This window comes from Pseudomonas moraviensis subsp. stanleyae (assembly GCF_036283065.1).
Taxonomy (GTDB): domain Bacteria; phylum Pseudomonadota; class Gammaproteobacteria; order Pseudomonadales; family Pseudomonadaceae; genus Aquipseudomonas; species Aquipseudomonas stanleyae.
The window spans coordinates 144,045-169,018 of record NZ_JAADJI010000008.1; the positions used below are offsets into that span (position 1 = coordinate 144,045).

Below are 24,974 nucleotides of genomic sequence, written 5' to 3' on the forward strand. Positions count from 1 at the left end.
CCTTGTTGAATGTGCGTGCGTATTCGCGAGCAGGCTCGCTCCCACAGGAAGCCCTGCAGAACCCATTTGCCTCACCATAAAAAAGACAATCGGAGACACGCCATCATGGCTTTGGATTTATTCGTCGTCCTCATCTACGCCGCCGGCATGCTCTTGCTCGGCTACTTCGGCATGCGCAAGGCCAAGACCAACGAGGACTTTCTCGTCGCTGGTCGCAACCTCGGCCCAAGCCTGTACATGGGCACCATGGCCGCGACCGTGCTTGGCGGTGCGTCGACCGTCGGCACCGTGCGCCTGGGCTACGTGCATGGCATTTCCGGTTTCTGGCTGTGTGCGGCATTGGGCTGCGGCATCGTTGCGCTGAACCTGTTCCTCGCCAAGCCGCTGCTGAAACTGAAGATCTACACCGTTACCCAGGTCCTGGAAAAACGCTACAACCCGATGGCCCGCTCGGCGAGCGCGGCGATCATGCTGGCTTATGCGCTGATGATCGGCGTGACCTCGATCCTCGCCATCGGCACCGTGCTGCAAGTGCTGTTCGGCCTGCCGTTCTGGATTTCGGTACTGCTCGGCGGTGGCGTGGTGGTGATCTATTCGGCGATCGGCGGCATGTGGTCACTGACCCTGACCGACATCGTCCAGTTCATCATCAAGACCGTCGGCCTGATGTTCATCCTGTTGCCGATCTGCCTGTACCGCGTCGGCGGCTGGGATGAGCTGGTGCTGAAACTGCCAGCCACTGCGTTCAACTTCACCACGATCGGCTGGGACACGATCATCACCTACTTCATGATCTACTTCTTCGGCATCCTCATCGGCCAGGACATCTGGCAACGGGTGTTCACCGTCAAGACTGCCAAAGTCGCGCAATACGCCGGCAGCATCGCTGGCATCTACTGCATCGTTTACGGCCTGGCCTGCGCGCTGATCGGCATGGCCGCGCACGTGCTGATTCCGGACCTGGACAACGTCAACAATGCCTTTGCGGCCATCGTCAAACTGTCGCTGCCCGATGGCATCCGTGGCCTGGTTATCGCGGCTGCACTGGCGGCGATGATGTCCACCGCCAGCGCCGGCCTGCTCGCCGCGGCCACTACGCTGACCGAAGATCTGCTGCCGAAACTGCGTGGCGGCAAACAGTCGAGCCTGGGCGTGAACCGCTTGTTCACTCTTCTGACCGGCGTAGTGGTTTTGGGGATCGCGCTGGTGGTGAATGACGTGATCAGCGCGCTCACCCTCGCCTATAACCTGTTGGTTGGCGGCATGCTGATTCCGCTGATCGGGGCGATTTTCTGGAAACGTGCAACCACCGCTGGCGCGATCGCCAGCATGGGCCTGGGCTTCGCCACGGCGCTGCTGTTCATGTTCAAGGATGGTCTGGATGCCAATACGCCGATCTACTACAGCCTGGCCGTTGGCCTGGTGAGTTTTGTCGTGGTCAGCCTGTTGTCCCGTCGCCCGGCGACCGTGGCAACTGCGGTGTGAATCCGCCGTAACGACTGGATGTTTTCTTCAGCGGGTGTGGCGTCGGTGGCCACACCCGTTTTTTTCGCTTGGCGAAAAGCAAAAGATCGCAGCCTTCGGCAGCTTCTACAATGTGTAGAAACCGCCGACGGCTGCGATCCTGAAATCTCTGATCGGAGCTATTAACGGCGACGTGGCTGGCGCCGACGCTGTTCGTCGTCCGTGCGAATCGGTACCGGTTGCAGAGGCGGTTCGATCAAACCGAGGGCAACTCCCAAATCGTGCAGCCAGTTCTGGATTTTCTCTTTCATCGTCATGCCCCCTTCAGGGTGGTGCTGAGCGGCCGGAATTCTGAGGCCGCTTCGCACTGATAATAGTCCGAAGTCCTACGCAATGCTCGGCCAAATCCGCAATGATCTGTTACTGAATTGAACAGAATCCCGGGCGATTGGTTCAGGCTGTTTCACGTACTTCATGCAAAGCCACGGGATAGACCGCTTGCTGCACGTCGATCCAGGCATTCAGGTTGGCCCCGGCCATGCCCTTGCGCCACATGAGCCACGTTGTCGCACCCGCGAACGGCTCGGCCAACGGATGCACGGCGACGCTTTCGCGACCCGGCAGGCTGGCGAGCATCGACTCGGCCATCAGTGCCACACCGCTGCCGGCGATCACACAGGCGAGCATGCCCTGATACGACTCGATTTCCATCGGCCGCCCCATCGCCGCATGGTAATGAGAGAACCATGCCTCCAGACGCATGCGATACGAACAGCCCTGACGAAAAGTGAACACCGATCGCCCCTCGACATCCCGCGCGCTGTGCACCGGTGGATGGTCGATTTCAGTGATCAGCACCAGCCGCTCCTCGCACAGCGGCACGCCATCGAGGCCCGCCAGTTCCAGCGGCCCGTCGACCAACGCTGCGTCGAGGCGGCCGGTGAGCAAGCCTTCGAGCAATTCGCCGGTCGGTGCCGATTGCACCTGCAAATTCACCATCGGGTACTGCTTGTGATAACGCGCCAGCAACGCCGGCAGATGGATCGCCGCCGTGCTGTACATGGTGCCCAGCACGAAGTCACCGGCCGGTTGCCCGCCCATCACCGCCGCGCTGGCCTGATCGCGCAGGGCGAAAAGTTTGCCGGTGTAGTCGAGCAGAACCTTGCCCGCCGGCGACAACTGCAAGCGCTGCCGCTCGCGGACGAACAGTTCGACACCCAATTGCTCTTCGAGCTGTTTCAGCCGCGTCGACAGGTTCGATGGCACGCGATGCAGGCGCTCGGCGGCGCGGGTAATCGAGCCTTCCTCGGCGACCGCCTGAAAAATCCGCAGTTGGCTGAATTCCATCTGCTTTCTCCTGAACAGAACAAGTTGCTCACTATTATTCAATTTTAAAGAAAGTCAATCGATCCTAGCCTGACGGTCATTGAACCTTCCAAGGAAGCCCGACCATGTCGCCGCTGATTCGCTTGTCCGCCTGCTTTGTCGCCCTGATGCTGGCCATGGGCATCGGCCGTTTTGCCCTGACGCCGCAGATGCCGCACCTGCTCAGCGAAGGGCAGATCGACCTCACGGCCGCCGGTCTGATTGCGGCGGCCAACTATTTCGGCTATCTGCTCGGTGCCGTGGACGCGATGTTCGCCCAGCGTCCGCGACAGGTGCTGCGCCGTCTGCATGGCGGGTTGTGGCTGTGCGTGCTGCTGACACTGGCGTCGTTCTGGGCCAACGGTTTCTGGTCGCACCTGCTGCTGCGCTTTGGCACCGGCGTGGCGAGCGCCTGGGTGCTGGTGATGATCACTTCACTCAGTCAGCCGCTGGCGGCGGCCGCGGGTCGTCCGCGCTGGGGCGCTCTGGTTTTCGCAGGGCCGGGTCTGGGGATTTTTCTCACAGGGTTGCTGGCGCTGGTCTCACATCGATTGCAGCAAACATCAGCGACGCTATGGCTGATTTACGCAGTCGCCGCGTTGCTGATGATGCTTGGCGTCTGGCGGTTGTTGCCGCAGCCCAGCGTGGTAACCACGCCAGCGACAACGCATGTGAACTCAGCGAACCGAGGCATTGGCCGGCTGGCGCTGGTGTATGCGCTGTACGGCATCGGCTACATCATTCCGGCGACGTTTCTGGCGCAAATGGCCAACACGCAATTTCACGGTCAGTGGCAGGCGGATCTGTTCTGGCCATGCTTTGGCCTCGGCGCGGCGATCGGTGTTTGGCTGGTGAGCCTGCGCCGGCATGATCCCGAAACCACGCGGCACTGGCTGATGGCGACGTTATGGCTGCAAGCGGCCGGTGTGTTCGCCTGTCTGCTCGGCAGCGGCCTCGGTCTGGCGTTGGGGGTGATCCTCTGCGGCACGCCGTTTCTGGCCTGTATGCAACTGGTGATGCAGCGCTCGCGGGAACTCGCACCCCACGCCACTCAGCGCAACGCCGGGATGCTCACAGCGTGCTTCGCCGGCGGCCAGCTCAGCGGCCCGTTGCTGGCGGCGCTGAGCAGCCATTTCAGCGGCGGTTTGCAGCCGGCGCTGCTGATCGCCGGCGCAGGCCTGTTGGTGGCAGGCGCGCTGGCGATGCAGGTAAAAGCTACTGGCCCAGCGCCTTGCGCAAACGCCGACGCAGCCACTGCTCGGCGCTGACGAAGGTGATGCCGAGCAACACCAGTACGGCGCCAATGACGAAGTTCAGGCTCAACTCCTCACCGAGCAGCAGCACGCCGAAGGTCACGCCGAACAACGGCGTCATGAACGAGAACACCGCCAGGTTGGCCGCCAGATAACGACGCAGCAGCCAGAACCACACCAGATAACTGAAGAACGACACCACCAGCCCTTGGAACAGCACACTGCCCACCGCCACGGTGGTCAGGCTGACGTGAGTAATCTGGCCGCTGAACAGCGCGATCAACAGCAGGCCGATGAAGCCGACTATCAGCTGATAAAACAGGGTCAATGTCACCGGCGCTTCCGACAGTCGCGAGGCCCGCACCACCACGGTGGTCGCGCCCCAGCAGGCGCCCGCCAGCACGCCGAAGGCATCGCCCAGGAGCATGCGGCGGTCGAGGTTGTCCCACGACACACCGCCGGCGAAGGCAATCGCGATGCCGATGAAAGCCAGCAGAATCCCCAGCCATTGCAATGGGCGCAGGCGTTCGCTGGCGAGGAGAAAATGCACACCGAGAGCGGTGAAGATCGGCGCGGTATAGAGGAACACCGACATGTGCGCGGCAGTGGTCAGTTGCAGGCCCTCGGCGATGAACAGGAACTCCAGACCAAACAGCGCACCGGCCAGCAGCCCCCCGCGCCAAGTACTGGGGACCTGATCCCAACCGCCCTTCCAGCAGATCAGCAAGCCGACCAGCAACGCGGAAATTCCCGAGCGCCCCGCCGCTTGCATCACCGGCGCGATGTCCGTTGCCGCCCACTTGATCAGGACTTGCTGGACACCCCAGATCAGGCACAGGCCGATCATCACTTGCAGGGCAAAACCGTCGGCATTGCGCCGCTCGGCACTCACCGCAACACCTCGAACAGATACAACATGGCAGGCCATCCATTGGTCAGAAAACAGTGTCGGGGATTATCAACCAGATGAGCAGAGAAAGGCGTCTGGAAAAGACATTCAGTTGGTCAGTGACGTCAGCGCTGAATGGTTGACGGCTGCGCCGTCATTCGCGAGCAGGCTCGCTCCCACAGAGGGTTCGGTGAACATGTGGGAGCGAGCCTGCTCGCGAAGAGGTCAGCACTGGCGATAAAGCTTTTGGATCACTCAGGCGAATCGCTTTGCCACCAGATAACCCACCGTGCAGGCAACCGCGGTCGCCACTGTGCCCCACGCCCAATCCAGCAAACTCACCTGCACCGACCAGCCGCGCAACGTCGCCCAATTGGTCAGGTCATAGGTGCCGTACGCCACCAGCCCCAACAGCGCACCGAGCTTCGCCGCGCGCTGCCAGCGTAGCGCCGGCATCACCACAAACACCACGCAGCCGATAACGTACAGGCAATAAAAAACCGCTGCGGGGAACAGCAGCGGTTTTTCCAGCATCAGCGAACCGAGCAGTTCGCGATAGGTCGGCGCCATCAACAGCCCGAGCCAGATGCCATCGAGCAGCAGAAACGTCAGCAGCGTGACGACGTAAGCGATCAAAGGCTTTTTCATTGGCTCATCCCTTTAGAGGTGGGAACCGCCGACTTTCAAGATCAACAGATCGCAGCCTTCGGCAGCTCCTACCATGGGCCTGCGGTGAGTCAGGTTAGTTCAATGCGATCGGCGTGAATGACGATCTTGCCTTCCTTGTAGAGCGAGCCGATGGCTTTCTTGAAGTTGCCCTTGCTGACGCCGAAGAGGCTGCTGATCAACGCCGGATCACTCTTGTCGCTGACCGCCAGAGTGCCGTTGTTTTCGCGCAGCTTGCCGAGGATCTTCGAACTCAGGCTGCTCGCCGCTTCCTGGCCAACCGGTTGCAGGCTCAGGCTGATCTTGCCGTCGGCGCGCACTTCCTTGATGAAGCCTTTCTCGCGCATGCCCGAGCGCATGAACTTGAAGATTTCGTTCTTGTGGATCAAGCCCCAGTGTTTGTTGTTGATGATCGCTTTGAAGCCCATGTCTGTCGCTTCGGCCACCAGCAGATCCACTTCCTGGCCCGGGCTGTAAGTAGCCGGGGTCTTGTCCAGATAACGATCGAGGCGCGCGGTAGCGGTGATGCGACGCGTGTGTTTGTCGAGGTACACATGCACCACGCAGTATTCGCCGGCAGTCATCTGGCGCTTTTCTTCCGAGTACGGCAGCAACAGATCTTTCGGCAGACCCCAGTCGAGGAACACGCCGATGCTGTTGACTTCAACCACTTTCAGGCTGGCAAATTCGCCGACCTGGACTTTCGGTTTTTCCGTGGTGGCGAGAAGTTTGTCTTCGCTGTCCAGGTAGATGAATACGTTGAGCCAGTCTTCATCTTCGCTGGGAATATCTTTGGGGATATAACGGTTGGGCAAAAGAATTTCGCCATCGGCACCGCCGTCCAGATATAAACCGAAGTTAGTGTGTTTAACCACTTGCAAACTGTTGTAACGCCCGACTAAAGCCATTTCCGAAACCCTCAATACGTGGGCGGCATTCTACCCGTTTTTGCCGCAAACGTCGGGCGACAGATCTTCGCAGCGGGAAATCTGCTTCAACATGTTGATTCTGCTTGATCACTGCACCGCGAGGTGCCGCTCGTCAGTCCGGCCGGGCGGCTCACGGCTGTGCGCAATTGCCTCGGGCTGATCAGATGTTCTTATTTAAAACAGTCGCTTAGCGACATATTAATCGTATCGATCGGGCAATAATGCAGCGCTGCGGTTGGTTATTCCCGGGGATATTTACCAAGCTATTGTCAAGTTATTCCTGTACGATACCTGGCCGAGTTACTTTTCTACAGGTTAATGGCCGCCATGCGTGTAAAAGCATCCACCAGCAAAGCAAAGCCAGCTCCAGCCGTTGAAACCAGCGAATCGATCAACGATCAGATCGCAGCGTTCCTCAAGTCCGGCGGCGAGATCCAGCAAATTGCCAAAGGCGTCAGCGGCCAGACGTTCGGCCCGTCCAAGCAGATCAGCCTGGGCAAGAAGTAATACCGGTTTCACCCCGTCCAGAGGCGCTTTGAGCTTCGAAGCGCCTGGACTGGCACCGCACCATCCCCCTTCGCTTTAAACAAAAATCTCCGAAAATCGACGAACGGCCATCAATGCCGAGCATTCGCCGGTATCCTTGCACGCGTCTAGATCAAGCGTTTCAGCAGGCCTTCGCCCTGCGCTCTCGGTTCATGGAGTGACGCATGCGCCTATTTCCCTGTTTATTGTTCGTCAGCCTGGTGTCAGGCGCGACCGCGCACGCGCAGGTTTTTCAGGGTGAACTGGGCGACTTCGATCTCAAGCTCGGCACCACACCCAGCCGCAGCATGGCCCAGGGTCTGGTCAAACCGGCGGCGGTCGGCTCGTTCCACGGCGGCCTCGATCTGAGCCACGACAGCGGCGTGTATTTCGGCCAGTACGCACCCAGCATGGGCATCACGCCGGGCAAGAACCTCGAGATCGATTCCTACGTCGGCTTCAAGCAACCTTTCGATCAGGTGCTCGGCTATGAAGTCGGGATGATTCATTACAGCTATCCCCGTGTCGACACCCTCGACAGTCAGGAGCTGTTTGGTGGCCTGACCCTGCTCGGCAGCCGTTTCGGCATTGCCCTGAGCAATGACCCGGATAAACAGAACAACACCTTGTTTGCCGATCTCAGTGGCAATCAGCCGTTCGGCATTGGCGTGAGCATGAAGTACACCACCCATCAACTGAACACGCCGGTGGCGGTCGACGGGGGTTATGTCAGCAGTTTCACCGATTGGTCGGTGAAACTGTCGCGGCCGTTCATGGGCGTCGATCTGGATCTGATCTACAGCAATTCCAGCCTCAGCGGCAACGATTGCTCGGCCTATTCCGGGCACAACAGCGAGTGCGACGGCCTCGTCACGCTCAAGGCCGTACGTACGTTCTATTGATCGGCTGAACTGCCGGGCGCATCCTGCATCACATAAGAATCAGATTTCCGACGCCAGGCTCTCGCAAGGATTTGCCCATGTCTCGCTGGTTCAAACAGATTGCCGCCCTGCTGATCTTCACCCTCGCCCTCGGCGCTTGCAGCCGCGTGGGCCTGGCCTACCGCAACCTTGACGTGATTATCCCGTGGTCGCTCAGCGACTATGTGGACATGAACGGCGAGCAGAAAGACTGGTTCAACGAAAGGCTCAAAGAACACCTGAGCTGGCACTGCACCACGCAGTTGCCGGGCTACCTCGATTGGCTGGACCGTTTGCAGGCCATGGTCGAAAGCAACCAGGTCACCGACGCCGCTTTGCAGGAACGCACCGCCGAAGCCAAACAGGCCATTGCCGAAACCGCCCGGGAGATCACCCCGTCGGCGATCGAGCTGCTGCAGGGCCTGGACGATAAACAGGTGGCGGAAATGAATGACGCGTTCGCCAAGGATTTGCGCAAACGTCAGCAGGAATACGTGAAACCGCCGTTGGCTCAGCAGATCAAGGAACGCGGCGAGCGGATGGAGAAACGCTTGAACGACTGGCTGGGTCCGTTGAGCGACACGCAAAAACAACGCGTCGTGGCGTGGACCAACGCCCTGGGCGACCAGAACACCCAATGGATCGCCAACCGTGCGCATTGGCAGCAACAGTTCAGCGCCGCCGTCGCGCAACGCAAAAGCCCGGAATTCCCACAACGCATCGAGACGCTTCTGGTCAACCGCGAGCGGTTATGGACAGCGGACTACCGTAAGGCCTACGCCAATACTGAAGCGCAGGCGCGGTCGCTGTTTGTGGACTTGATGGCGGAGAGCACGCCGCAACAACGTGAGCGCTTGCTGAAAAAGATTGAAGGCGTGCGCAAGGATTTCAATGACCTGAAATGCCTTAAGGCCGCACAGAAATCGTGAATACTCCAATGGCCCATTGTGGGAGCGAGCCTGCTCGCGAAGACGGAGTGCCAGACAGCTCAAATGTCACTGGCAGATCGTATTCGCGAGCAGGCTCGCTCCCACACGGCGGATTTCGCTGACTCAGGCGATCTGGGCTTTTGAGGCGACTTCATCAAACGTCAGCTCATCCAGCGCATCCTCCTGCTCATCCAGCACCTGACGCGGATGGTCATTGCCGGGAATGCTGCTGTCGATCAGGCTCAGCAGGCTGGAACCGCGCGGCGTCAGAATGAAATTGTTGCCGGTACTGCCTTCATGATCCGGACGCGGTTCGATATAACCTCGGTCAAGCAGCAGACTTTCATACTCACAGGCCAGCGTTTTCAAATGGTCGAGATTCTCGATCGGCTCGCCGGCGCTGGCTTTCTCGGCCGCATGGTCCTCGGCATAAGCGCGGGGAGCGAAGCTGTGGCCCGCGCTGTTCTGCACTTCGTGCAGCAAACGTTCAATCAAATCCCAGTTATAAGTCGTCATCCTGATTCAACCTCCGGTGCGGGTAATTTGTGCCGCGTTCAAGGTTGTGACCGAAGCGCTGCGCAGCCGTTCAGCCGCATATTTTCACGCCGACCGACCGGCGGTGTGTCGATTCCCCTGCCCGTTGAACGACTAGTCTCAAACAGCCGGCTCAACCCGCAGGAGACATCGTCATGAACGTTGCAAACCACCCGGTGGTATCACGCGAAGAATGGCTCGCCGCCCGTCAACAGCATCTGGCCCACGAAAAAGCCTTCACAAGAGAACGCGATCGATTCAGCGCCGAGCGCCGTGCCCTGCCGTGGGTGAAAGTCGACAAGGACTATCATTTCCAGGGCCCGAACGGCGAGCTCAAGCTCAACGACCTGTTTGGCATCAACAGTCAGTTGATCATCTACCACTTCATGTTCGCCAAAGGCTGGGAAGAAGGCTGCCAGGGCTGCTCATTCCTCAGCGATCACATCGACGGCGCCAACCAGCATCTGGCCCACCACGATGTCGCGGTAGTCGCCGTTTCCCACGCGCCATTCAGCGAATTTCAGGCATTCAAACAGCGCATGGGCTGGAAATTCGACTGGGTCTCGTCAGAAGGTTGCGATTTCAATTACGACTTCGGCGTCTGCGCCCGGGCAGAGGATGTCGCAGCGGGAAAGGCTACGTACAACTACGAAAAGACCGACAGCGCCGAGGAAGAAATTCCGGGGCTGAGCGTGTTTTATCGCAACGACAAAGGCGACATATTCCACACCTACTCCACTTATGCCCGAGGTCTGGACATGTTGGTCGGCGCTTACCACTATCTGGATCTGACGCCCAAGGGCCGCAACGAGGATGAGATCATGGAATGGGTGCGGCATCATGATCGGTATGACGGTGCGCCGGAGTCGGGTTGCTGTCAGGGTGATTGAGCGCAGCGCTGATGTCACAGTTTGTGAACTTTTGCACTCTTCAGCCCTCAACCGATTGACCCGCCTTAACCGGAACTGAGGCCTGCCCATGAAAACCTTGATCAAGCTGTCCCTCGCCGCCACCCTCGCCTGCGCCCTGCCCGTCTGGGCCTGTACGCCAGAAGAGGCGACGATCAAACGCGAGCAACTGGCCAAGGAAGTCTCGAAGCTCACCGAGCAGAATCCGGCCAAGGCCAAAGAGATCAACGCCGAGTTGCAGAAAATGGATCTGGGCACGGCCAGTGCGGATTTGCCGGACAAGTGCCAGTTGATCGATCAGCGTTTGAAGGAACTGGGAGCGGCGGAGAAAAAAGCCGACAGTTGAGGCGAAAAAAAACCGGACAATGTCCGGTTTTTTTATGTGCGCTGCCAAAGCTTACTCAGCCGCTGGCTCTGCCGGCTTGCGGCGCTTGAGCGGGGCCATGCCGTCGCTGCTCACCAGAGAATCCGGCTTCGGACGGTTGACGCTCTTGCGCTTGGTCGGCGTCTTGGCGGCGGTTTTCTTCTTGTCGCCCTTGGCGTCAGTCTTTTTCTTCTTCACGCCGACGGCTTTGCCCGAGGCCTTGACCTTTTTCGGCCCGCCGTAGGTGCCTTTGACTTCCTTGATCGTGCGGCGCTCGAAGCTTTGCTTCAGGTAGCGCTCGATGCTCGACATCAGGTTCCAGTCACCATGGCAGATCAGCGAGATCGCCAGGCCATCGTTGCCAGCACGGCCGGTACGACCGATGCGGTGCACGTATTCGTCGCCGCTGCGCGGCATGTCGAAGTTGATCACCAGATCCAGACCGTCGACGTCCAGGCCACGGGCCGCAACGTCAGTGGCGACGAGGATCTTCACACCGCCCTGCTTCAGACGATCGATCGCCAGTTTGCGATCCTTCTGGTCTTTCTCGCCGTGCAGCACGAACGCCTTGTATTCCTGGGCCACGAGGCGGCCATAGATGCGGTCGGCCATGGCGCGGGTGTTGGTGAAGACGATCGCCTTCTGGTAGGTCTCGTTGGCCAGCAACCAGTTCACAATCTGCTCTTTGTGCTGATTATGGTCGGCGGTGATGATTTGCTGACGAGTCGTCGAGTTCAGCTGGCTGACCGCGTTGAGCTGCAAGTGCTCAGGGTTGTTCAGGACCTTGGCGATCATCTCGCGCAGACCGGAACCGCCGGTGGTGGCGGAGAACAGCATGGTCTGCTGACGGTTCGGGCATTCATCGACCAGACGCTGCACGTCTTCGGCGAAACCCATGTCGAGCATGCGGTCGGCTTCGTCGAGCACCAGCACTTCGACTTCTTTCAGGTCGAGGTTGCCGGCGTTGAGCTGCTCGATCATCCGCCCCGGGGTGCCGATGAGGATGTCCGGCACTTTGCGCAGCATTGCGGCCTGCACCTTGAAGTCTTCACCGCCGGTGATCAGGCCGGACTTAATGAAGGTGAACTGCGCGAAGCGTTCAACTTCCTTCAAAGTCTGCTGGGCCAGCTCACGGGTCGGCAGCAGGATCAGCGTCTTGATGCTGACGCGGATCTTTGCCGGGCCGATCAGGCGATTGAGAATCGGCAGGACGAAAGCGGCGGTCTTGCCGCTACCGGTTTGCGCCGTCACCCGCAGATCACGCCCCTGGAGCGCCAGCGGAATGGCCGCGGCTTGCACTGGCGTTGGCTCGACAAATTTCAGCTCGGCCACGGCTTTGAGCAGGCGTTCGTGCAGGGCGAATTGGGAAAACACGGGTGCTACCTCGAAGATATGCAAAAAAACAGCTGCATAGGTTACCGGTTTCGAGCGCTCAGGCCGAGTTTCTTTGTGCAAACGGCGACAATCATTGGTTTTTTGTTGCCCGATTTGTCACTCGCTGCAATACACAGCGTCTTAAATGCTCTAATCGGCCCTCGCGTCTTACAGAAGAAACGTTTCGCTCATGGATATCAAACAGCTCTGGCTCAACGCCCAGGACCTCTGGGGCACACTCGAAGAGCACCCGTTGCTGCAATCGGGACTGGCACTGCTGGTGCTGCTGGTCATCGCGCTGGTGCTCGGACGAGTGGCGCGTTACCTGATCCTGCACGCCAGCCGCATGCTCGGCCGCCAACCGGCGCTGCACTGGATCAACGATTTGCGCCACAACAAGGTGTTTCAACGGCTGGCGCAGATGACGCCGTCGCTGGTCATCCAGTTCGGCCTGCACCTGGTGCCGGAACTGAGCAAGACCGCGATGAATTTTCTCGGCAACGTCGCGCTGGCCTTCACCATTCTGTTCCTGCTGCTGGCGGTCAGCGCCCTGCTCAATGCCTTGCTCGACATCTACGCGCGCACCGAGCACGCACGCACGCGCTCGATCAAAGGCTACGTGCAGCTGGCGAAAATGGTTTTGTACGTGTTCGGCGCAATCATCATCGTCGCCACCCTGATTGACCGTTCGCCGCTGTTGCTGCTGTCCGGTCTGGGTGCGATGTCGGCAGTGATCCTGTTGGTCTACAAGGACACCCTGCTGTCATTCGTCGCCAGTGTGCAGCTGACCAGCAACGACATGCTGCGGGTCGGCGACTGGATCGAGATGCCGCAAGTCGGCGCCGATGGCGATGTGGTCGACATCACGTTGCACACGGTCAAAGTGCAGAATTTTGATAAAACCATCGTCTCGATCCCGACCTGGCGGCTGATGTCCGAGTCGTTCAAGAACTGGCGCGGCATGCAGCAGTCCGGCGGCAGGCGGATCAAGCGCAGCCTGTTCATCGACGCCAGCGGCGTGCGCTTCATCCGCGACGACGAAGAAGAAAAGCTCTCTCAAGTGCACCTGCTGACCGACTACATGGGCCGCAAGAAAGCCGAGCTCAAGGCCTGGAACGAGGCGCAGGGCAATGTCGCAGCAATGTCGGCCAACCGCCGGCGGATGACCAATATCGGCACCTTTCGCGCCTACGCTTTGGCGTATCTGAAAAGTCACCCGGAGATTCAGCCGAACATGACCTGCATGGTCAGGCAGATGCAGACCACCGCCCAGGGCATTCCACTGGAAATCTACTGCTTCACCCGCACCACGGTGTGGGCCGATTACGAGCGGATTCAGGGGGATATTTTCGATTATCTGCTGGCGGTTTTGCCGGAGTTCGGGTTGAGCCTTTATCAGCAGCCGAGTGGCGGGGATTTGCGCGCCGGGTTGCTGCCGGCGGTGTTGGGCTCGGCGAGTATTCCGGAGCCGGAAAAACACCTGATGTAACCCAAAGATCAAATGTGGGAGCGAGCCTGCTCGCGAATGCAATGTGTCAGTCGACCCATACTTAACTGACCCAGCGCCTTCGCGAGCAGGCTCGCTCCCACAGGGGTTATACGGTGGCCTGGGATTTGCGAATGCCCAACCGACTGATCCACACAGCCGCCAGAATCACACCCCCGCCGAGGAACAATCGCCCCAGTTCCTCATGCTGATTCCAGATCAGCAAATTCAACAACAACCCCACCGGCACATGCAGGTTGTTCATCACCGCCAGCGTGCCGCCGTTGACCATGCACGCGCCCTTGTTCCACCAGTACAGGCCCAGCGCCGTCGACACCAGCCCGAGGAACAGCAACACCGCCCATTGCAGCGGCGCTTCCGGCAGAAAATTCGCCTTGCCGAACAACAGGAACGCTGGCAGCACCACCATTAACGCGCCGAGGTAGAAGTAACCGAAGCGCCGGTAATGCGGCAGATCACTCGGATGCTTCGCCACCAGATGTTTGTACAGGACCTGCCCGGCGGCATAGGTGAAGTTGGCCAGCTGCAACAGCAGGAAACCCATGAAGAAGTCCGGACTGATGCTGTCGAAACGAATCACCGCCGCACCACCGACTGCCACCAGCGCGGCAATCAGCGCCCACGGATTGAAGCGGCGGTTCAGCGCGTCTTCGATCAGCGTTACGTGCAGCGGCGTGAGAATGGTGAACAGCAACACCTCCGGCACCGTCAGCACACGGAAACTCAGGTACAGGCAAACGTACGTCACACCAAACTGCAACGCGCCGATCAGCAACATGCCCCGCATGAACGCCGGCTCCACCGAACGCCAGCGCGTCAACGGAATAAACACCAGCCCGGCCAACACCACACGGACCAGCACCGCAAAGTAACTGTCGACATGCCCGGCCAGGTACTCGCCGATCAGACTGAAGGAAAACGCCTGGATCAGCGTGACAAAAAGTAGATAGCCCATGCTCGCCTCGAAAATCGAATGGCGGCGACGATAGCGGGTTTTCGGATGGGCTCCAACAGCAAACGGCGCCGGAATCAAAAGCCCCTCACCCTAACCCTCTCCCAGAGGGAGAGGGGACTGACCGAGGGGTTTGGTCGAGATACCCCGACGTGGCATATCGAGCCGAATGCGGGTCCTGCAAAGATCAAAGCCCCTCACCCTAACCCTCTCCCAGAGGGAGAGGGGACTGACCGAGGGGTTTGGTCGAGATACGCCGACGTGGCATATCGTGCCGAATGCGGGTCCTGCAAAGATCAAAAGCCCCTCACCCTAGCCCTCTCCCAGAGGGAGAGCGGGACACTGACCGAGGGGTTTGGTCGAGATACGCCGACGTGGCATATCGAGCCGAATGCGGGTCCTGCAAAGATCAAAAGCCCCTCACCCTAGCCCTCTCCCAGAGGGAGAGGGGACTGACCGAGGGGTTTGGTCGAGAGACGCCGACATGAGATACCGCGTCGAACATCCATCTTGAAAGGCCAAAAAGCCGGCCCTTCCCCCACTCAACACAATGAGCGTTAGCTCGAGTGCAGCTCTTGATCTTGATCCACCCGCCCCGTCGGCAGGCTGAGTGGAGGGATTGATCCGGGCGTGGGAGCGCAGCGACCGTACGACGCAGTCGTACACAGCGGGAGGAGGTGCAGCGAAGCAAACCGGAGACGCTGCGCCCGGATCAATCCCGCAGCGAAGGAACCCCGAGCCAAAGCGAGCGGGCCGAACGTTGGGGCACAGCCTTTTGGTTACTTTTGGGCGTCTGCAAAAGTGACCCGCTGTAAGAGCGGAACCGCCAGCCGCAACACCCGCAGAAACGGATATTCACCCAAAAGCCCAAGAACCTGGTCGGCCCAGAGGCCGCCAAGAAAACCCAGACAAAAAAAAGCCCGATCTCGCTAAAGCGTTCAATCGGGCTACAGCACTCAGGAGCAAAAGTGCAAAGGGAGGTTCGATGCGCGTAAAGCCTTGAAGGGGTTGCGCCAGGTCACTAGACCATCCAGCGATTATCTGGCGATTAACCGGTCAAGCGACCTGAGACAATTTGGCGTTGGCCTGATTCAGGCCCTTCTCCTGGAAATCACCGCCCAGGTTCATGCCCTCAGCGTGGATAAAGGTCACGTCGTTGATCCCGATGAAACCCATCACCTGACGCAGATACGGTTCCTGATGATCCGCCGGACCACCGGCATACACACCACCGCGAGCGGTCAACACAAAGGCACGCTTGCCATTGAGCAAGCCTTGCGGCCCGGTCTCGGTGTACTTGAAGGTCACTCCGGCACGCAGCACATGGTCAAGCCAGGCCTTGAGCGTGCTCGGGATTGCAAAGTTGTACATCGGTGCAGCCATCACCAGCACGTCGGCGGCGAGCAGCTCATCAGTCAATTGGTTGGAACGATCCAGCGACGCTTGTTCGCTGTCGTTGCGCTGTTCGGCGGGTTTCATCCAGCCACCCAGCAAGTTGGCGTCCAGATGCGGCACCGGGTTCACGGCGAGGTCACGCACAGTGATCTGATCGGCAGGGTGCGCGGCTTTCCACTGAGCGATGAAGGTCTGGGTCAGTTGACGGGAAACCGAGTCTTGCTGGCGGGCACTGCTTTCGATGATCAGAACGCGGGACATGGTGTGTAGCCTCCATCCGAGAATGTTGTAAGTCGATGGAGTGAAGGTTAAACAGAGTCGAATCGATGAAAAAGCGCAAATATCCGCTGTAACCCATCGATAAATTCGTTTATAAGCTAAACCCACATACCCCTGTGGGAGCGAGCCTGCTCGCGAAAGCGGAATGTCAGTCACATCATCTCTGGATGACACTCCGTCTTCGCGAGCAGGCTCGCTCCCACAATGGAACCCAAGGTGTTCGGAGTACCGAGCTTATTTCGGGGTGCATTTCAGTTTGATCCGCAGCTTGATGATCTCGCGGGTGAACTTGGCCGTAGCGTTTTTGTGCTTGCCGGCGGGGACATCAATGGTGCGGGTGCGCGGTGCTTCCGGGCCGTTGCTGAACACGGCCCGGCAGGTCGCGTCGACATCACCGTAGTTGGCCACCCGGATCGAGCCGATGTCGTTATCGGTGTCGAAGGTCTCGTAGTCGATCTTCATGCCGTTGAGATCCTTCTGCACATCGATCGGATAGGCAAACGCGGTCAACGGCAGCAGCGCCAGCACCACACAACAGAATTTTTTCATTCGGCAGTCTCCATGAGGGACGGCCAGCTTAGGACAAGAGGAGCTATTGATGAAAGCGCCCCGCGTGACCCTTGATCAATGGCGAACGTTGCAGGCCGTGGTCGACCACGGCGGATTCGCCCAGGCCGCCGAGGCCCTGCATCGTTCGCAATCGTCGGTGAGCTACACCGTCGCCCGCATGCAGGATCAGCTCGGCGTGCCGTTGCTGCGCATCGACGGCCGTAAAGCCGTGCTCACCGAGGCGGGCGGCGTGTTGCTGCGCCGTTCGCGGCAACTGGTGAAACAGGCCAGCCAGCTGGAAGACCTCGCCCATCACATGGAGCAAGGCTGGGAAGCCGAAGTGCGGCTGGTGGTCGATGCCGCCTACCCGAGCGCGCGGATCGTCCGCGCCCTGACTGCGTTCATGCCACAGAGTCGCGGCTGCCGCGTGCGTCTGCGTGAAGAAGTATTGTCGGGGGTCGAAGAAGTGCTGCTCGAAGGCGTGGCGGATCTGGCCATCACCGGCCTGAGCATTCCGGGCTACCTCGGCGCGGAGTTGAGCGATGTCGAATTCGTCGCCGTCGCCCATCCTGATCACCCGCTGCATCGGCTCAATCGCGAGCTGAGCTTTCAGGACCTGGAAACCCAGATGCAAGTGGTGATCCGCGACTCCGGGCGCCAGCAGCCGCGCGATGTCGGCTGGCTCGGCGCCGAACAGCGCTGGACCGTCGGCAGCCTCGCCACCGCCGCAACCTTCGTCAGCAGCGGCCTGGGTTTTGCCTGGCTACCGCGGCACATGATCGACCGGGAATTGAAGGATGGCTCGCTCAAGCTGCTACCGTTGGACCGGGGCGGCAGCCGCAACTCCAGCTTTTATCTGTATTCGAACAAGGACAAACCCTTGGGCCCGGCCACGCAAATCCTCATCGAACTGTTGCGCACCTTCGACACCTTGCCGCTGGACGCACCGTTCGCCGCCCCCGAACAAGCCTGACACGGAGTTCACCGATGGCGTATTTCGAGCACGAAGGTTGCAACCTGCACTACGAGGAATATGGCCACGGTACGCCGTTGCTGCTGGTTCACGGGCTCGGCTCGAGCACGCTGGATTGGGAAATGCAGATCCCGGCGCTGGCCGCGCGGTACCGGGTGATCGTCCCGGACATTCGCGGCCACGGGCGCTCGGACAAACCCCGCGAGCGCTACAGCATCGCCGCATTCAGCGCCGACCTGCTGGCCTTGATCGAACACCTGCGCCTCGGCGCGGTGCACTACGTCGGGCTGTCGATGGGCGGGATGATCGGTTTTCAGCTGGCCGTCGATCAGCCGCAAGCGCTCAAGAGCCTGACCATCGTCAACAGTGCTCCACAGGTCAAATTGCGCACCCGCGATGATTATTGGCAGTGGTTCAAGCGCTGGAGCCTGATGCGCCTGCTCAGCCTGGAAACCATCGGCAAAGCTTTGGGCGGCAAACTTTTTCCCAAGCCGGAACAAGCCGATCTGCGGCGGAAAATGGCCGAACGCTGGGCAAAAAACGACAAACGTGCTTATCTCGCCAGCTTCGATGCGATTGTCGGCTGGGGTGTTCAGGAACGACTTTCCCGGGTGTCCTGTCCAACGCTCGTCATCAGCGCCGACCGTGACTACACACCGGTGGCGTTAAAGGAAACCTATGTAAAACTGCTACCGGATGCGCGGCTGGTGGTCATCGCCGACTCGCGCCATGCCACCCCGCTCGATCAACCCGAACGCTTCAATCAAACGCTGCTGGATTTTCTCGCCACAGCCGACCTTCACTCTCAGGATCACTGACCCATGCTGAAAAAACTCGCCCTCGCCGCCGGCTCCGTTCTGTTCGCCGCCAACCTGATGGCTGCCACCCCGGCCAAGGCGCCGCACGTGCTGCTGGACACCACCAACGGCCAGATCGAAATTGAGCTGGACCCGGTCAAGGCGCCGATCAGCACCAAGAACTTCCTTGAATACGTCGACAGCGGCTTCTACAACAACACCATTTTCCACCGTGTGATCCCGGGCTTCATGGCTCAGGGCGGCGGCTTTACCCAGCAGATGCAACAGAAAGAAACCAAGGCGCCGATCAAGAACGAGGCCAGCAATGGCCTGCACAACGTTCGCGGCACCCTGTCGATGGCGCGTACTTCCAACCCTGATTCGGCGACCAGCCAGTTCTTCATCAACGTCGCCGACAATGCGTTCCTTGATCCGGGCCGTGACGCCGGTTACGCGGTGTTCGCCAAAGTGGTCAAGGGCATGGATGTCGTCGACGTCATCGTCAACTCGCAGACCACCACCAAACAAGGCATGCAAAACGTGCCTGTCGACCCTGTGATCATCAAGTCGGCCAAGCGCATCGACTGAGTTTCGCCGGGCATACCGAGCGGCGCCGGGCTGAGCCTGCGCCGCTCGCACTGATAAAAGGAGAGCCCGGATTCCGGGCGGTTATCTGATGCTCTATCGCCGTTTCGAACAACTGATCGATATCTTCCGCGACGCCCCGACGGCGTCTCCTCCAGACCGTGTCTGGCCCTTCTATATTTATTACTTGAAGCAGGTCTGGCCGAGTTTCGCCGCCCTGCTCGTCATCGGCCTGTTTGCCTCTCTGATCGAAGTGGCGCTGTTCAGTTACCTGAGCCGCATCATCGATCTGGCCCAAGGCACGCCCAACCCGAATTTCTTCAGCGACCACGCTCTCGAATTGACCTGGATGCTGGTGGTCGCCCTGGTGCTGCGACCAATCTTTTTCGCCCTGCACGACCTGCTGGTGCACCAGACCCTGAGCCCCGGCATGACCAGCATGATCCGCTGGCAGAACCACAGCTATGTGCTCAAGCAGAGCCTGAATTTCTTCCAGAACGACTTCGCCGGGCGCATCGCCCAGCGCATCATGCAGACCGGCAACTCGCTGCGTGATTCTGCCGTGCAGGCGGTGGACGCGCTGTGGCACGTGGTGATCTATGCGATCAGTTCGCTGGTGCTGTTCGCCGAGGCCGACTGGCGCCTGATGATCCCGTTGCTGACCTGGATCGTTGCCTACATCGGCGCGCTGTATTACTTCGTGCCGCGGGTGAAAGAGCGTTCGGTGGAAGCCTCAGACGCGCGCTCGAAACTGATGGGGCGCATCGTCGACGGCTACACCAACATCGCCACGCTGAAACTGTTCGCCCATACCAACTTCGAACAGCACTACGCCAGGGAAGCCATCGAAGAACAGACCGTCAAAGCGCAGATGGCCGGCCGCGTGGTCACCAGTATGGACGTGGCGATTACCACCATGAACGGCCTGCTTATCGTCGGCACCACGGCGCTGGCGTTGTGGCTGTGGACGCAGTCGCTGATTACCGTCGGCGCGATTGCCCTGGCCACCGGGCTGGTGATTCGTATCGTCAACATGTCCGGCTGGATCATGTGGGTGGTCACCGGCATTTTCGAGAACATCGGCATGGTTCAGGACGGCCTGCGCACCATCTCGCAACCGGTCAGCGTGACCGACCGTGAGCAGGCCAAACCGCTGGCAGTGGCCTCGGGCGAAGTGCGTTTCGAGCACGTGGATTTTCACTATGGCAAGAAGAAAGGCATCATCGGCGACCTCAATCTGACCATCAAACCGGGCGAGAAGATCGGCTTGATCGGCCCTTCCGGCGCCGGCAAATCGACCCTGGTCAACCTGTTGCTGCGCCTGTACGACGTCGAGGGCGGGCGGATCCTGATCGACGGGCAGAACATCGCCGAAGTCGGCCAGGAAAGCCTGCGCGCGCGGATCGGCATGATCACTCAGGACACCTCGCTGCTGCACCGCTCGATTCGCGACAACCTCCTCTACGGCAAACCGGATGCGACCGATGCCGAATTGTGGGAAGCGGTGCACAAGGCTCGCGCCGATGAGTTCATCCCGCTGCTGTCCGACGCCGAAGGTCGCACGGGTTTCGATGCGCATGTCGGTGAGCGCGGGGTGAAACTGTCCGGCGGTCAGCGCCAGCGCATCGCGATTGCGCGGGTGCTACTCAAGGACGCGCCGATCCTGATCATGGACGAAGCCACCTCGGCGCTGGACTCTGAGGTGGAAGCGGCGATTCAGGAAAGCCTCGAAACCCTGATGCAGGGCAAAACCGTGATCGCCATCGCCCACCGCCTATCGACCATCGCACGCATGGATCGGCTGGTGGTGCTGGAGAACGGCAAGATCGCCGAGAGCGGCACCCACGCCGAACTGCTTGCGCATCGCGGTTTGTATGCGCGGTTGTGGGCGCACCAGACCGGAGGGTTTGTCGGCATCGATTGAGGCCTGGTGGTCCAGCAAAAAAACTGTGGGAGCGAGCCTGCTCGCGAATGCGGTGGATCAGCGACAAATTCGTCGACTGACCCGACGCTTTCGCGAGCAGGCTCACTCCCACAGGGGATCTGGATCTAGGTCTGGCGATAGGGCAACGCGGTCCGGGCTTCTTCGGCGTAGGCCAAAACGCCGGCACGCTCTTGCAGGAGGAAATCCTTCACCGCCGCTTTCAGCCCCGGGTGGCGCAGGTAGTGCCAGGAATGGGTAATCACCGGTTCAAAGCCGCGAATCAACTTGTGCTCGCCCTGCGCTCCGGCGTCGAAACGCTGGATGCCGTGGGCAATCGCGTAATCCATGCCTTGATAAAAACACGTCTCGAAATGCAGCCGATCGAACTCGGCCAGGCAGCCCCAATAACGCCCGTAGAAACTGTCCCCCCCCACCAGACTGAAGGCCATCGCCACCGACCGTGAACCCTGTTTGGCCAAGACCACGCGAATCGCCTCGGGCATGCGTTCGGCCAGGAGACTGAAGAACTCGCGCGTCAGATACGGCGCCTGACGTCGCACCGCATAAGTGTTGGCATAGCAGGCGTAAACAAAATCCCACTGCGCCTCATCCAGTTCACGTCCTTCCAGCCATTGAAAGTCAAAGCCCTGCCCTGCCACCTGCTCACGTTCCTTGCGCATCTGCTTGCGCTTGCGTGAGCTGAGGGCGTCGAGGAAATCCTGAAAGTCGCGGTAATCACGGTTCTGCCAGTGATATTGACAGCCGATGCGTTGCAGCCAGCCCGCTTGGTCGGCCATCGCTGCATCAGTGAACGGATCGGTGAAATTGATGTGTGCGCTGGAAAGCCCTTCGATTTCCAGATAGCCGGGCAGGCTCTTGAGTAGTTCAAAACCGTCTTCGGCACTGGCCGCCAGCAGGCGCGGGCCGCTGACCGGACTGAACGGCACGGCGGTCAACAGTTTGGGGTAGTAATCGATGCCCGCGCGGGCGCAGGCATCGGCCCAGCCGTGATCGAAGACGTACTCGCCGTAGGAATGCCACTTGCGATAACTGGGCAGTGCGGCGATCAGTCGATCATCTTCGATGTGCAGTAAATGCTCGGGCTGCCAGCCGGTATGCGGGCCGACACTGCCGCTGTCTTCCAGCGCACTGAGAAAGGCGTGGCGCAGAAATGGCTGGTTGTCCGGGACTAGCGCATCCCAAGTGGCCGGGGCGATTTCTGACAGGTCTTGCAGGCGTTGCAACGGCATTCACTGGCACTCCACAGCATGGCGACAAAGCCCGGCGAGTATCGCTGATCGCGACCCGGTTGCACACGCTCAATCGGCCGACAGCGCTCTAACTCGATAGTTCACGCCTGATACGCATCGTCATCAACCTGCCATCACTGTGCCACCGCTCTGTCATAAACCATCGCGATACTGGCGCCTGTTTTTAGAGCGCCGGGTTCTAACCCGGACACAGTTTTCCGGCCTTCAGGCCGGTTGTGCCCAGGATGGTTCAGCCATCCCCTTCATCTTCGGAGATTGCTATGCGTCTTGCTTCCACGAAAACTGCAGCGGCCCTGTGCGGCGGCTTGTTGCTGGCCATGAGCGTTCCGGCCAGTGCTGCAGTCGACGCCAAACTGCTCGACATGCTCAAGGCCAACGGGTCGATTTCCCAGGCGCAGTACATCGAGCTGCAAACAGAACTGGCCAAGGATCAGAAGGCTCAGCAAATCGCCCAACAGGCGCAGCAGGAAACCAACGAACAAGTGGCAGCGGTCGCGAAGAAGACCAACGAACAGAGCCTGTTCGACCAGAAGCTCGCCTGGGCGGCCAAGACCCAGTTCAAGGGCGACGTGCGCGTCCGTCAGGAAACCATCAAGATCGACGGCGAGCCGAACAACGGCGGCCGCGACAAGGATCGTCAGCGCATCCGTGCCCGTCTGGGCGCCTACACCGAGATCAATCCGCAAGTCGACGCCGGCATCCGTATCGCCACCGGCGGCGGCGACGATGCCCGCTCGACCAACCAGGACCAGGACAACTACTTCGACAAGAAGCAGATCTGGCTCGATCTTGGCTACATCGACTATCACCCTGATCAGATCAAGAACCTGCACGTGATCGGCGGCAAGATGCTGCAACCCTGGGTGAGCATGGGCGACGTGATCTGGGACAGCGACATCAACCCGGAAGGCCTGGCCGTCACCTACAAATACCCTCTGGGCGGCAGCGCCGAGCTGTTCGGCAGCCTGGGTAACTACAACCTCAAGGACAACGTTGACGGCGACGGCGTGCAATTCCGCCACGACCTGCGCCTGACCGCTGGCCAGTTGGGCAGCCGCTTCAACATCACCGATAACCTGAAAATGACCGTCGGCGGCAGTGTCTACGCCTACCAGAACGACGAAGACAGCCGCTGCACCGGTACCTCGACGCCGTGCGCGCTGGCGGTCAACGGCAACTCGGCGGACAACGAATTCCGTCTGTATGAAGGCTTCAGCCAGATCGACATCGGCGGCTTGCCAATGCCGCTGTCGTTCTACGGCCAGTACGTGAAGAACAACGATGCCGTGACCGATCAGGACACCGCGTGGTTGCTCGGTGCCAAGTCGAAAGTCTTCGGCTTCAATCTCGACTACAACTATCGCGACGTGCAGCGCAACGCCGTGGTCGGCGCCTTCACCGACTCCGACTTCGCCAACGGCACCACCGGTTCGCGCGGGCACAAGTTCAAGGTCGGTTACGACATCGACAAGAACTTCGCCGTCGGCGCCACGTACTTCCTGACCAAGGCCGACTACGCCAGCCGTAGCCAGCGCGATGCAGATGCCAACACCCTGCAGCTGGATGCTGAAGCGAAGTTCTAAGAAAACAGCTGCAAGCTGCAAGCTGCAAGCCAAGAGCTGCGAGTGAATGCCTTTACTTGCCGCTTGAGGCTTGAAGCTTGAAGCTGCCCCTGTAGGAGCTGCCGAAGGCTGCGATCTTTTGATCTTGATCCTGAAAACAAGATCAAAAGATCGCAGCCTCGTTCACTCGGCAGCTCCTACAGGGGGTTGTCTTTTCGTCGTTGCTCGGCCAGACGTTCAGCCAAAGCATCGACTTTCTCGTCCGGTTTGTCCGGCATCGCCTTCAAGGTTGCCTGCATCAAGCGCATCTGTCGCATGAAACGCCGGCAGTTGGGGCAGAACAACAGGTGATGACGCACCATCAGCGTCTCGCGAAAGCTCAGTTGGCCGTCGAGATAATCGCTGGATCGTGCCACTTGCTCCTTGCAGGTCAACATTCTCCTGTCTCCTCAAAATGTTCCACGGTCGCAAAGACCTTCAAGCGTGCCCGGTGCAACAACACGCGGACATTGGAGAGCGAGATCTCCAGAAGATTACAGATCTCTTCCAGCTCCAGTCCCTGGCGTTCGCGCAACAGCAGGACACTGCTCTGCAACTCGGAAAGACTCAGCAACGTATGTTCGAGACACTCGCGCAGCTCGGTTTCAGTGAGCAGCGCTTCAGGGGTGTCCTGGTGCCAGGCAAATGGCGCGACCAGCCAATGACCGTCACTTGCAGAAAACCGATCGTCGTCGATGGTGCCGTGGGGCGATGGCAGGTCGTCGAGCAACACTTCCCGGCGATTGAGTTTGTAGCGACTCTTGGCGGAATTGGCGGTGATGGTCAGCAACCAGGTCTTGAGGCTGGAACGGCCTTCGAAGCTGGCCAGATGGCGCACCACCGACAGCCAGGCGTCCTGCACCACTTCCTCGACATGACGCTGGCCGACAATCGCGTAAGCCACCGCGCGCATGGCGCTCTGATAAGTGGTGACCAGTTCCTTGAAAGCCTGTTGCTCTCCCGCCAGCAGGCGCGTGAGCAGTTGGGTGTCGTCAGCCGCCATCCATCAATCCCCTTGTCC

Annotated in this window: 26 protein-coding genes; 13 read left to right on the forward strand and 13 right to left on the reverse strand. The window is 59.8% G+C overall.

What is annotated here, in order from left to right; genetic code table 11:
- Nucleotides 1–105: 105 nt before the first annotated feature.
- Nucleotides 106–1,485 carry a sodium:solute symporter gene (locus tag GXB78_RS15940; RefSeq protein WP_253500262.1) on the forward strand — a complete coding sequence of 460 codons (1,380 nt, stop codon included), beginning with the start codon at nucleotides 106–108 and terminating at the stop codon, nucleotides 1,483–1,485.
- A gap of 161 nt (nucleotides 1,486–1,646) precedes the next feature.
- Here GXB78_RS15940 and GXB78_RS15945 read toward each other — a convergent pair whose 3' ends face one another.
- A complete protein-coding gene (locus GXB78_RS15945) occupies nucleotides 1,647–1,775 on the reverse strand; it encodes a PA1414 family protein (RefSeq protein WP_003184145.1) in 129 nt (42 codons plus the stop codon).
- Nucleotides 1,776–1,917: 142 nt separating this feature from the next.
- Complete coding sequence (ptrR, locus tag GXB78_RS15950; protein WP_076566500.1) at nucleotides 1,918–2,811, reverse strand: putrescine utilization regulator PtrR; 894 nt, start codon at nucleotides 2,809–2,811, stop codon at nucleotides 1,918–1,920.
- 104 nt (nucleotides 2,812–2,915) lie between these two features.
- Here ptrR and GXB78_RS15955 point away from each other — a divergent pair, with 104 nt between their 5' ends.
- Nucleotides 2,916–4,097 carry an MFS transporter gene (locus tag GXB78_RS15955; protein ID WP_329516056.1) on the forward strand — a complete coding sequence of 394 codons (1,182 nt, stop codon included), beginning with the start codon at nucleotides 2,916–2,918 and terminating at the stop codon, nucleotides 4,095–4,097.
- Here the strand turns inward: GXB78_RS15955 and GXB78_RS15960 are convergent.
- The 3 genes from GXB78_RS15960 to GXB78_RS15970 form a co-directional block, all read right to left on the reverse strand.
- Nucleotides 4,045–4,974, reverse strand: coding sequence for a DMT family transporter (locus GXB78_RS15960; RefSeq protein ID WP_329516057.1), 930 nt, complete (start codon nucleotides 4,972–4,974; stop codon nucleotides 4,045–4,047). The two genes, GXB78_RS15955 and GXB78_RS15960, sit on opposite strands and share 53 nt — an antisense overlap.
- Nucleotides 4,975–5,226: 252 nt before the next feature.
- Nucleotides 5,227–5,619, reverse strand: a complete 393-nt coding sequence (locus GXB78_RS15965; protein ID WP_329516058.1) for a DUF2177 family protein — start codon at nucleotides 5,617–5,619, stop codon at nucleotides 5,227–5,229.
- Nucleotides 5,620–5,708: 89 nt separating this feature from the next.
- The gene (locus GXB78_RS15970) at nucleotides 5,709–6,545 is read right to left on the reverse strand and encodes a CvfB family protein (protein ID WP_329516059.1); all 837 of its coding nucleotides are present in this window, start codon (nucleotides 6,543–6,545) and stop codon (nucleotides 5,709–5,711) included.
- 339 nt (nucleotides 6,546–6,884) lie between these two features.
- On the opposite strand from GXB78_RS15970, the gene GXB78_RS15975 reads away from it, so the two are divergent.
- The 3 genes from GXB78_RS15975 to GXB78_RS15985 all read left to right on the forward strand — a co-directional run bounded on the left by GXB78_RS15975 (nucleotide 6,885) and on the right by GXB78_RS15985 (nucleotide 8,940).
- Nucleotides 6,885–7,073: a hypothetical protein gene (locus GXB78_RS15975; protein ID WP_016985943.1), complete on the forward strand. Its 189-nt coding sequence runs from the start codon at nucleotides 6,885–6,887 to the stop codon at nucleotides 7,071–7,073.
- Nucleotides 7,074–7,276: 203 nt separating this feature from the next.
- Nucleotides 7,277–7,993, forward strand: a complete 717-nt coding sequence (locus tag GXB78_RS15980; RefSeq protein WP_329516060.1) for a TorF family putative porin — start codon at nucleotides 7,277–7,279, stop codon at nucleotides 7,991–7,993.
- A gap of 77 nt (nucleotides 7,994–8,070) precedes the next feature.
- Nucleotides 8,071–8,940, forward strand: coding sequence for a DUF6279 family lipoprotein (locus GXB78_RS15985; protein WP_329516061.1), 870 nt, complete (start codon nucleotides 8,071–8,073; stop codon nucleotides 8,938–8,940).
- Between the two features lie 123 nt (nucleotides 8,941–9,063).
- Here GXB78_RS15985 and GXB78_RS15990 read toward each other — a convergent pair whose 3' ends face one another.
- Nucleotides 9,064–9,456, reverse strand: a complete 393-nt coding sequence (locus GXB78_RS15990) for a transcriptional regulator (RefSeq protein ID WP_329516062.1) — start codon at nucleotides 9,454–9,456, stop codon at nucleotides 9,064–9,066.
- 173 nt (nucleotides 9,457–9,629) lie between these two features.
- Between GXB78_RS15990 and GXB78_RS15995 the strand changes: the two genes are divergently transcribed.
- Nucleotides 9,630–10,364, forward strand: a complete 735-nt coding sequence (locus tag GXB78_RS15995) for a DUF899 domain-containing protein (protein WP_329516063.1) — start codon at nucleotides 9,630–9,632, stop codon at nucleotides 10,362–10,364.
- Between the two features lie 88 nt (nucleotides 10,365–10,452).
- Nucleotides 10,453–10,728: a hypothetical protein gene (locus tag GXB78_RS16000; RefSeq protein ID WP_329516064.1), complete on the forward strand. Its 276-nt coding sequence runs from the start codon at nucleotides 10,453–10,455 to the stop codon at nucleotides 10,726–10,728.
- Nucleotides 10,729–10,779: 51 nt separating this feature from the next.
- Here GXB78_RS16000 and GXB78_RS16005 read toward each other — a convergent pair whose 3' ends face one another.
- Nucleotides 10,780–12,120, reverse strand: a complete 1,341-nt coding sequence (locus GXB78_RS16005; RefSeq protein WP_039761006.1) for a DEAD/DEAH box helicase — start codon at nucleotides 12,118–12,120, stop codon at nucleotides 10,780–10,782.
- Nucleotides 12,121–12,310: 190 nt separating this feature from the next.
- Between GXB78_RS16005 and GXB78_RS16010 the strand changes: the two genes are divergently transcribed.
- Complete coding sequence (locus GXB78_RS16010; protein WP_329516065.1) at nucleotides 12,311–13,609, forward strand: mechanosensitive ion channel family protein; 1,299 nt, start codon at nucleotides 12,311–12,313, stop codon at nucleotides 13,607–13,609.
- A gap of 106 nt (nucleotides 13,610–13,715) precedes the next feature.
- Here the strand turns inward: GXB78_RS16010 and GXB78_RS16015 are convergent, their stop codons facing one another.
- The 3 genes from GXB78_RS16015 to GXB78_RS16025 form a co-directional block, all read right to left on the reverse strand.
- Entirely contained in the window at nucleotides 13,716–14,582 is an 867-nt protein-coding gene (locus GXB78_RS16015; RefSeq protein ID WP_329516066.1) for a carboxylate/amino acid/amine transporter, read from the reverse strand.
- 1,053 nt (nucleotides 14,583–15,635) lie between these two features.
- A complete protein-coding gene (locus GXB78_RS16020) occupies nucleotides 15,636–16,235 on the reverse strand; it encodes an FMN-dependent NADH-azoreductase (RefSeq protein ID WP_329516067.1) in 600 nt (199 codons plus the stop codon).
- Nucleotides 16,236–16,487: 252 nt separating this feature from the next.
- Entirely contained in the window at nucleotides 16,488–16,802 is a 315-nt protein-coding gene (locus GXB78_RS16025; protein ID WP_329516068.1) for a 3-phosphoglycerate kinase, read from the reverse strand.
- 49 nt (nucleotides 16,803–16,851) lie between these two features.
- Between GXB78_RS16025 and GXB78_RS16030 the strand changes: the two genes are divergently transcribed.
- The 4 genes from GXB78_RS16030 (at nucleotide 16,852) to GXB78_RS16045 (ending at nucleotide 21,081) form a co-directional block, all read left to right on the forward strand.
- Complete coding sequence (locus GXB78_RS16030) at nucleotides 16,852–17,775, forward strand: LysR family transcriptional regulator (protein ID WP_016771199.1); 924 nt, start codon at nucleotides 16,852–16,854, stop codon at nucleotides 17,773–17,775.
- A gap of 14 nt (nucleotides 17,776–17,789) precedes the next feature.
- On the forward strand, nucleotides 17,790–18,593 hold the full coding sequence (locus GXB78_RS16035; RefSeq protein WP_329516069.1) for an alpha/beta fold hydrolase: 804 nt from the start codon (nucleotides 17,790–17,792) through the stop codon (nucleotides 18,591–18,593).
- A 3-nt stretch (nucleotides 18,594–18,596) separates the two neighbouring features.
- Nucleotides 18,597–19,160 carry a peptidylprolyl isomerase gene (locus tag GXB78_RS16040; RefSeq protein WP_123442891.1) on the forward strand — a complete coding sequence of 188 codons (564 nt, stop codon included), beginning with the start codon at nucleotides 18,597–18,599 and terminating at the stop codon, nucleotides 19,158–19,160.
- Between the two features lie 88 nt (nucleotides 19,161–19,248).
- On the forward strand, nucleotides 19,249–21,081 hold the full coding sequence (locus GXB78_RS16045; RefSeq protein WP_329516070.1) for an ABC transporter ATP-binding protein: 1,833 nt from the start codon (nucleotides 19,249–19,251) through the stop codon (nucleotides 21,079–21,081).
- 125 nt (nucleotides 21,082–21,206) lie between these two features.
- On the opposite strand, the gene GXB78_RS16050 is transcribed toward GXB78_RS16045, so the two are convergent.
- Entirely contained in the window at nucleotides 21,207–22,331 is a 1,125-nt protein-coding gene (locus GXB78_RS16050; RefSeq protein ID WP_329516071.1) for a GNAT family N-acetyltransferase, read from the reverse strand.
- Nucleotides 22,332–22,612: 281 nt separating this feature from the next.
- Here GXB78_RS16050 and GXB78_RS16055 point away from each other — a divergent pair, with 281 nt between their 5' ends.
- Nucleotides 22,613–23,935 carry a putative porin gene (locus GXB78_RS16055; protein ID WP_329516072.1) on the forward strand — a complete coding sequence of 441 codons (1,323 nt, stop codon included), beginning with the start codon at nucleotides 22,613–22,615 and terminating at the stop codon, nucleotides 23,933–23,935.
- A gap of 176 nt (nucleotides 23,936–24,111) precedes the next feature.
- Here the strand turns inward: GXB78_RS16055 and GXB78_RS16060 are convergent, their stop codons facing one another.
- Together GXB78_RS16060 and GXB78_RS16065 are read right to left on the reverse strand one after the other, a co-directional pair.
- Complete coding sequence (locus GXB78_RS16060) at nucleotides 24,112–24,351, reverse strand: anti-sigma factor family protein (protein WP_329516073.1); 240 nt, start codon at nucleotides 24,349–24,351, stop codon at nucleotides 24,112–24,114.
- Complete coding sequence (locus GXB78_RS16065; RefSeq protein WP_329516074.1) at nucleotides 24,345–24,956, reverse strand: RNA polymerase sigma factor; 612 nt, start codon at nucleotides 24,954–24,956, stop codon at nucleotides 24,345–24,347. Before GXB78_RS16065 ends, GXB78_RS16060 begins: the two co-directional genes overlap by 7 nt.
- Between the last annotated feature and the right edge of the window lie 18 nt (nucleotides 24,957–24,974).

Coding starts and splice junctions, on each gene's coding strand:
- GXB78_RS15940 (WP_253500262.1), top strand. CDS start 106: ATGGCTTTGGATTTATTCGTCGTCCTCATCTACGCCGCCGGCATGCTC.
- GXB78_RS15945 (WP_003184145.1), bottom strand. CDS start 1,775: ATGAAAGAGAAAATCCAGAACTGGCTGCACGATTTGGGAGTTGCCCTC.
- ptrR (WP_076566500.1), bottom strand. CDS start 2,811: ATGGAATTCAGCCAACTGCGGATTTTTCAGGCGGTCGCCGAGGAAGGC.
- GXB78_RS15955 (WP_329516056.1), top strand. CDS start 2,916: ATGTCGCCGCTGATTCGCTTGTCCGCCTGCTTTGTCGCCCTGATGCTG.
- GXB78_RS15965 (WP_329516058.1), bottom strand. CDS start 5,619: ATGAAAAAGCCTTTGATCGCTTACGTCGTCACGCTGCTGACGTTTCTG.
- GXB78_RS15970 (WP_329516059.1), bottom strand. CDS start 6,545: ATGGCTTTAGTCGGGCGTTACAACAGTTTGCAAGTGGTTAAACACACT.
- GXB78_RS15975 (WP_016985943.1), top strand. CDS start 6,885: ATGGCCGCCATGCGTGTAAAAGCATCCACCAGCAAAGCAAAGCCAGCT.
- GXB78_RS15980 (WP_329516060.1), top strand. CDS start 7,277: ATGCGCCTATTTCCCTGTTTATTGTTCGTCAGCCTGGTGTCAGGCGCG.
- GXB78_RS15985 (WP_329516061.1), top strand. CDS start 8,071: ATGTCTCGCTGGTTCAAACAGATTGCCGCCCTGCTGATCTTCACCCTC.
- GXB78_RS15990 (WP_329516062.1), bottom strand. CDS start 9,456: ATGACGACTTATAACTGGGATTTGATTGAACGTTTGCTGCACGAAGTG.
- GXB78_RS15995 (WP_329516063.1), top strand. CDS start 9,630: ATGAACGTTGCAAACCACCCGGTGGTATCACGCGAAGAATGGCTCGCC.
- GXB78_RS16000 (WP_329516064.1), top strand. CDS start 10,453: ATGAAAACCTTGATCAAGCTGTCCCTCGCCGCCACCCTCGCCTGCGCC.
- GXB78_RS16010 (WP_329516065.1), top strand. CDS start 12,311: ATGGATATCAAACAGCTCTGGCTCAACGCCCAGGACCTCTGGGGCACA.
- GXB78_RS16015 (WP_329516066.1), bottom strand. CDS start 14,582: ATGGGCTATCTACTTTTTGTCACGCTGATCCAGGCGTTTTCCTTCAGT.
- GXB78_RS16020 (WP_329516067.1), bottom strand. CDS start 16,235: ATGTCCCGCGTTCTGATCATCGAAAGCAGTGCCCGCCAGCAAGACTCG.
- GXB78_RS16025 (WP_329516068.1), bottom strand. CDS start 16,802: ATGAAAAAATTCTGTTGTGTGGTGCTGGCGCTGCTGCCGTTGACCGCG.
- GXB78_RS16030 (WP_016771199.1), top strand. CDS start 16,852: ATGAAAGCGCCCCGCGTGACCCTTGATCAATGGCGAACGTTGCAGGCC.
- GXB78_RS16035 (WP_329516069.1), top strand. CDS start 17,790: ATGGCGTATTTCGAGCACGAAGGTTGCAACCTGCACTACGAGGAATAT.
- GXB78_RS16040 (WP_123442891.1), top strand. CDS start 18,597: ATGCTGAAAAAACTCGCCCTCGCCGCCGGCTCCGTTCTGTTCGCCGCC.
- GXB78_RS16045 (WP_329516070.1), top strand. CDS start 19,249: ATGCTCTATCGCCGTTTCGAACAACTGATCGATATCTTCCGCGACGCC.
- GXB78_RS16050 (WP_329516071.1), bottom strand. CDS start 22,331: ATGCCGTTGCAACGCCTGCAAGACCTGTCAGAAATCGCCCCGGCCACT.
- GXB78_RS16055 (WP_329516072.1), top strand. CDS start 22,613: ATGCGTCTTGCTTCCACGAAAACTGCAGCGGCCCTGTGCGGCGGCTTG.
- GXB78_RS16060 (WP_329516073.1), bottom strand. CDS start 24,351: ATGTTGACCTGCAAGGAGCAAGTGGCACGATCCAGCGATTATCTCGAC.
- GXB78_RS16065 (WP_329516074.1), bottom strand. CDS start 24,956: ATGGCGGCTGACGACACCCAACTGCTCACGCGCCTGCTGGCGGGAGAG.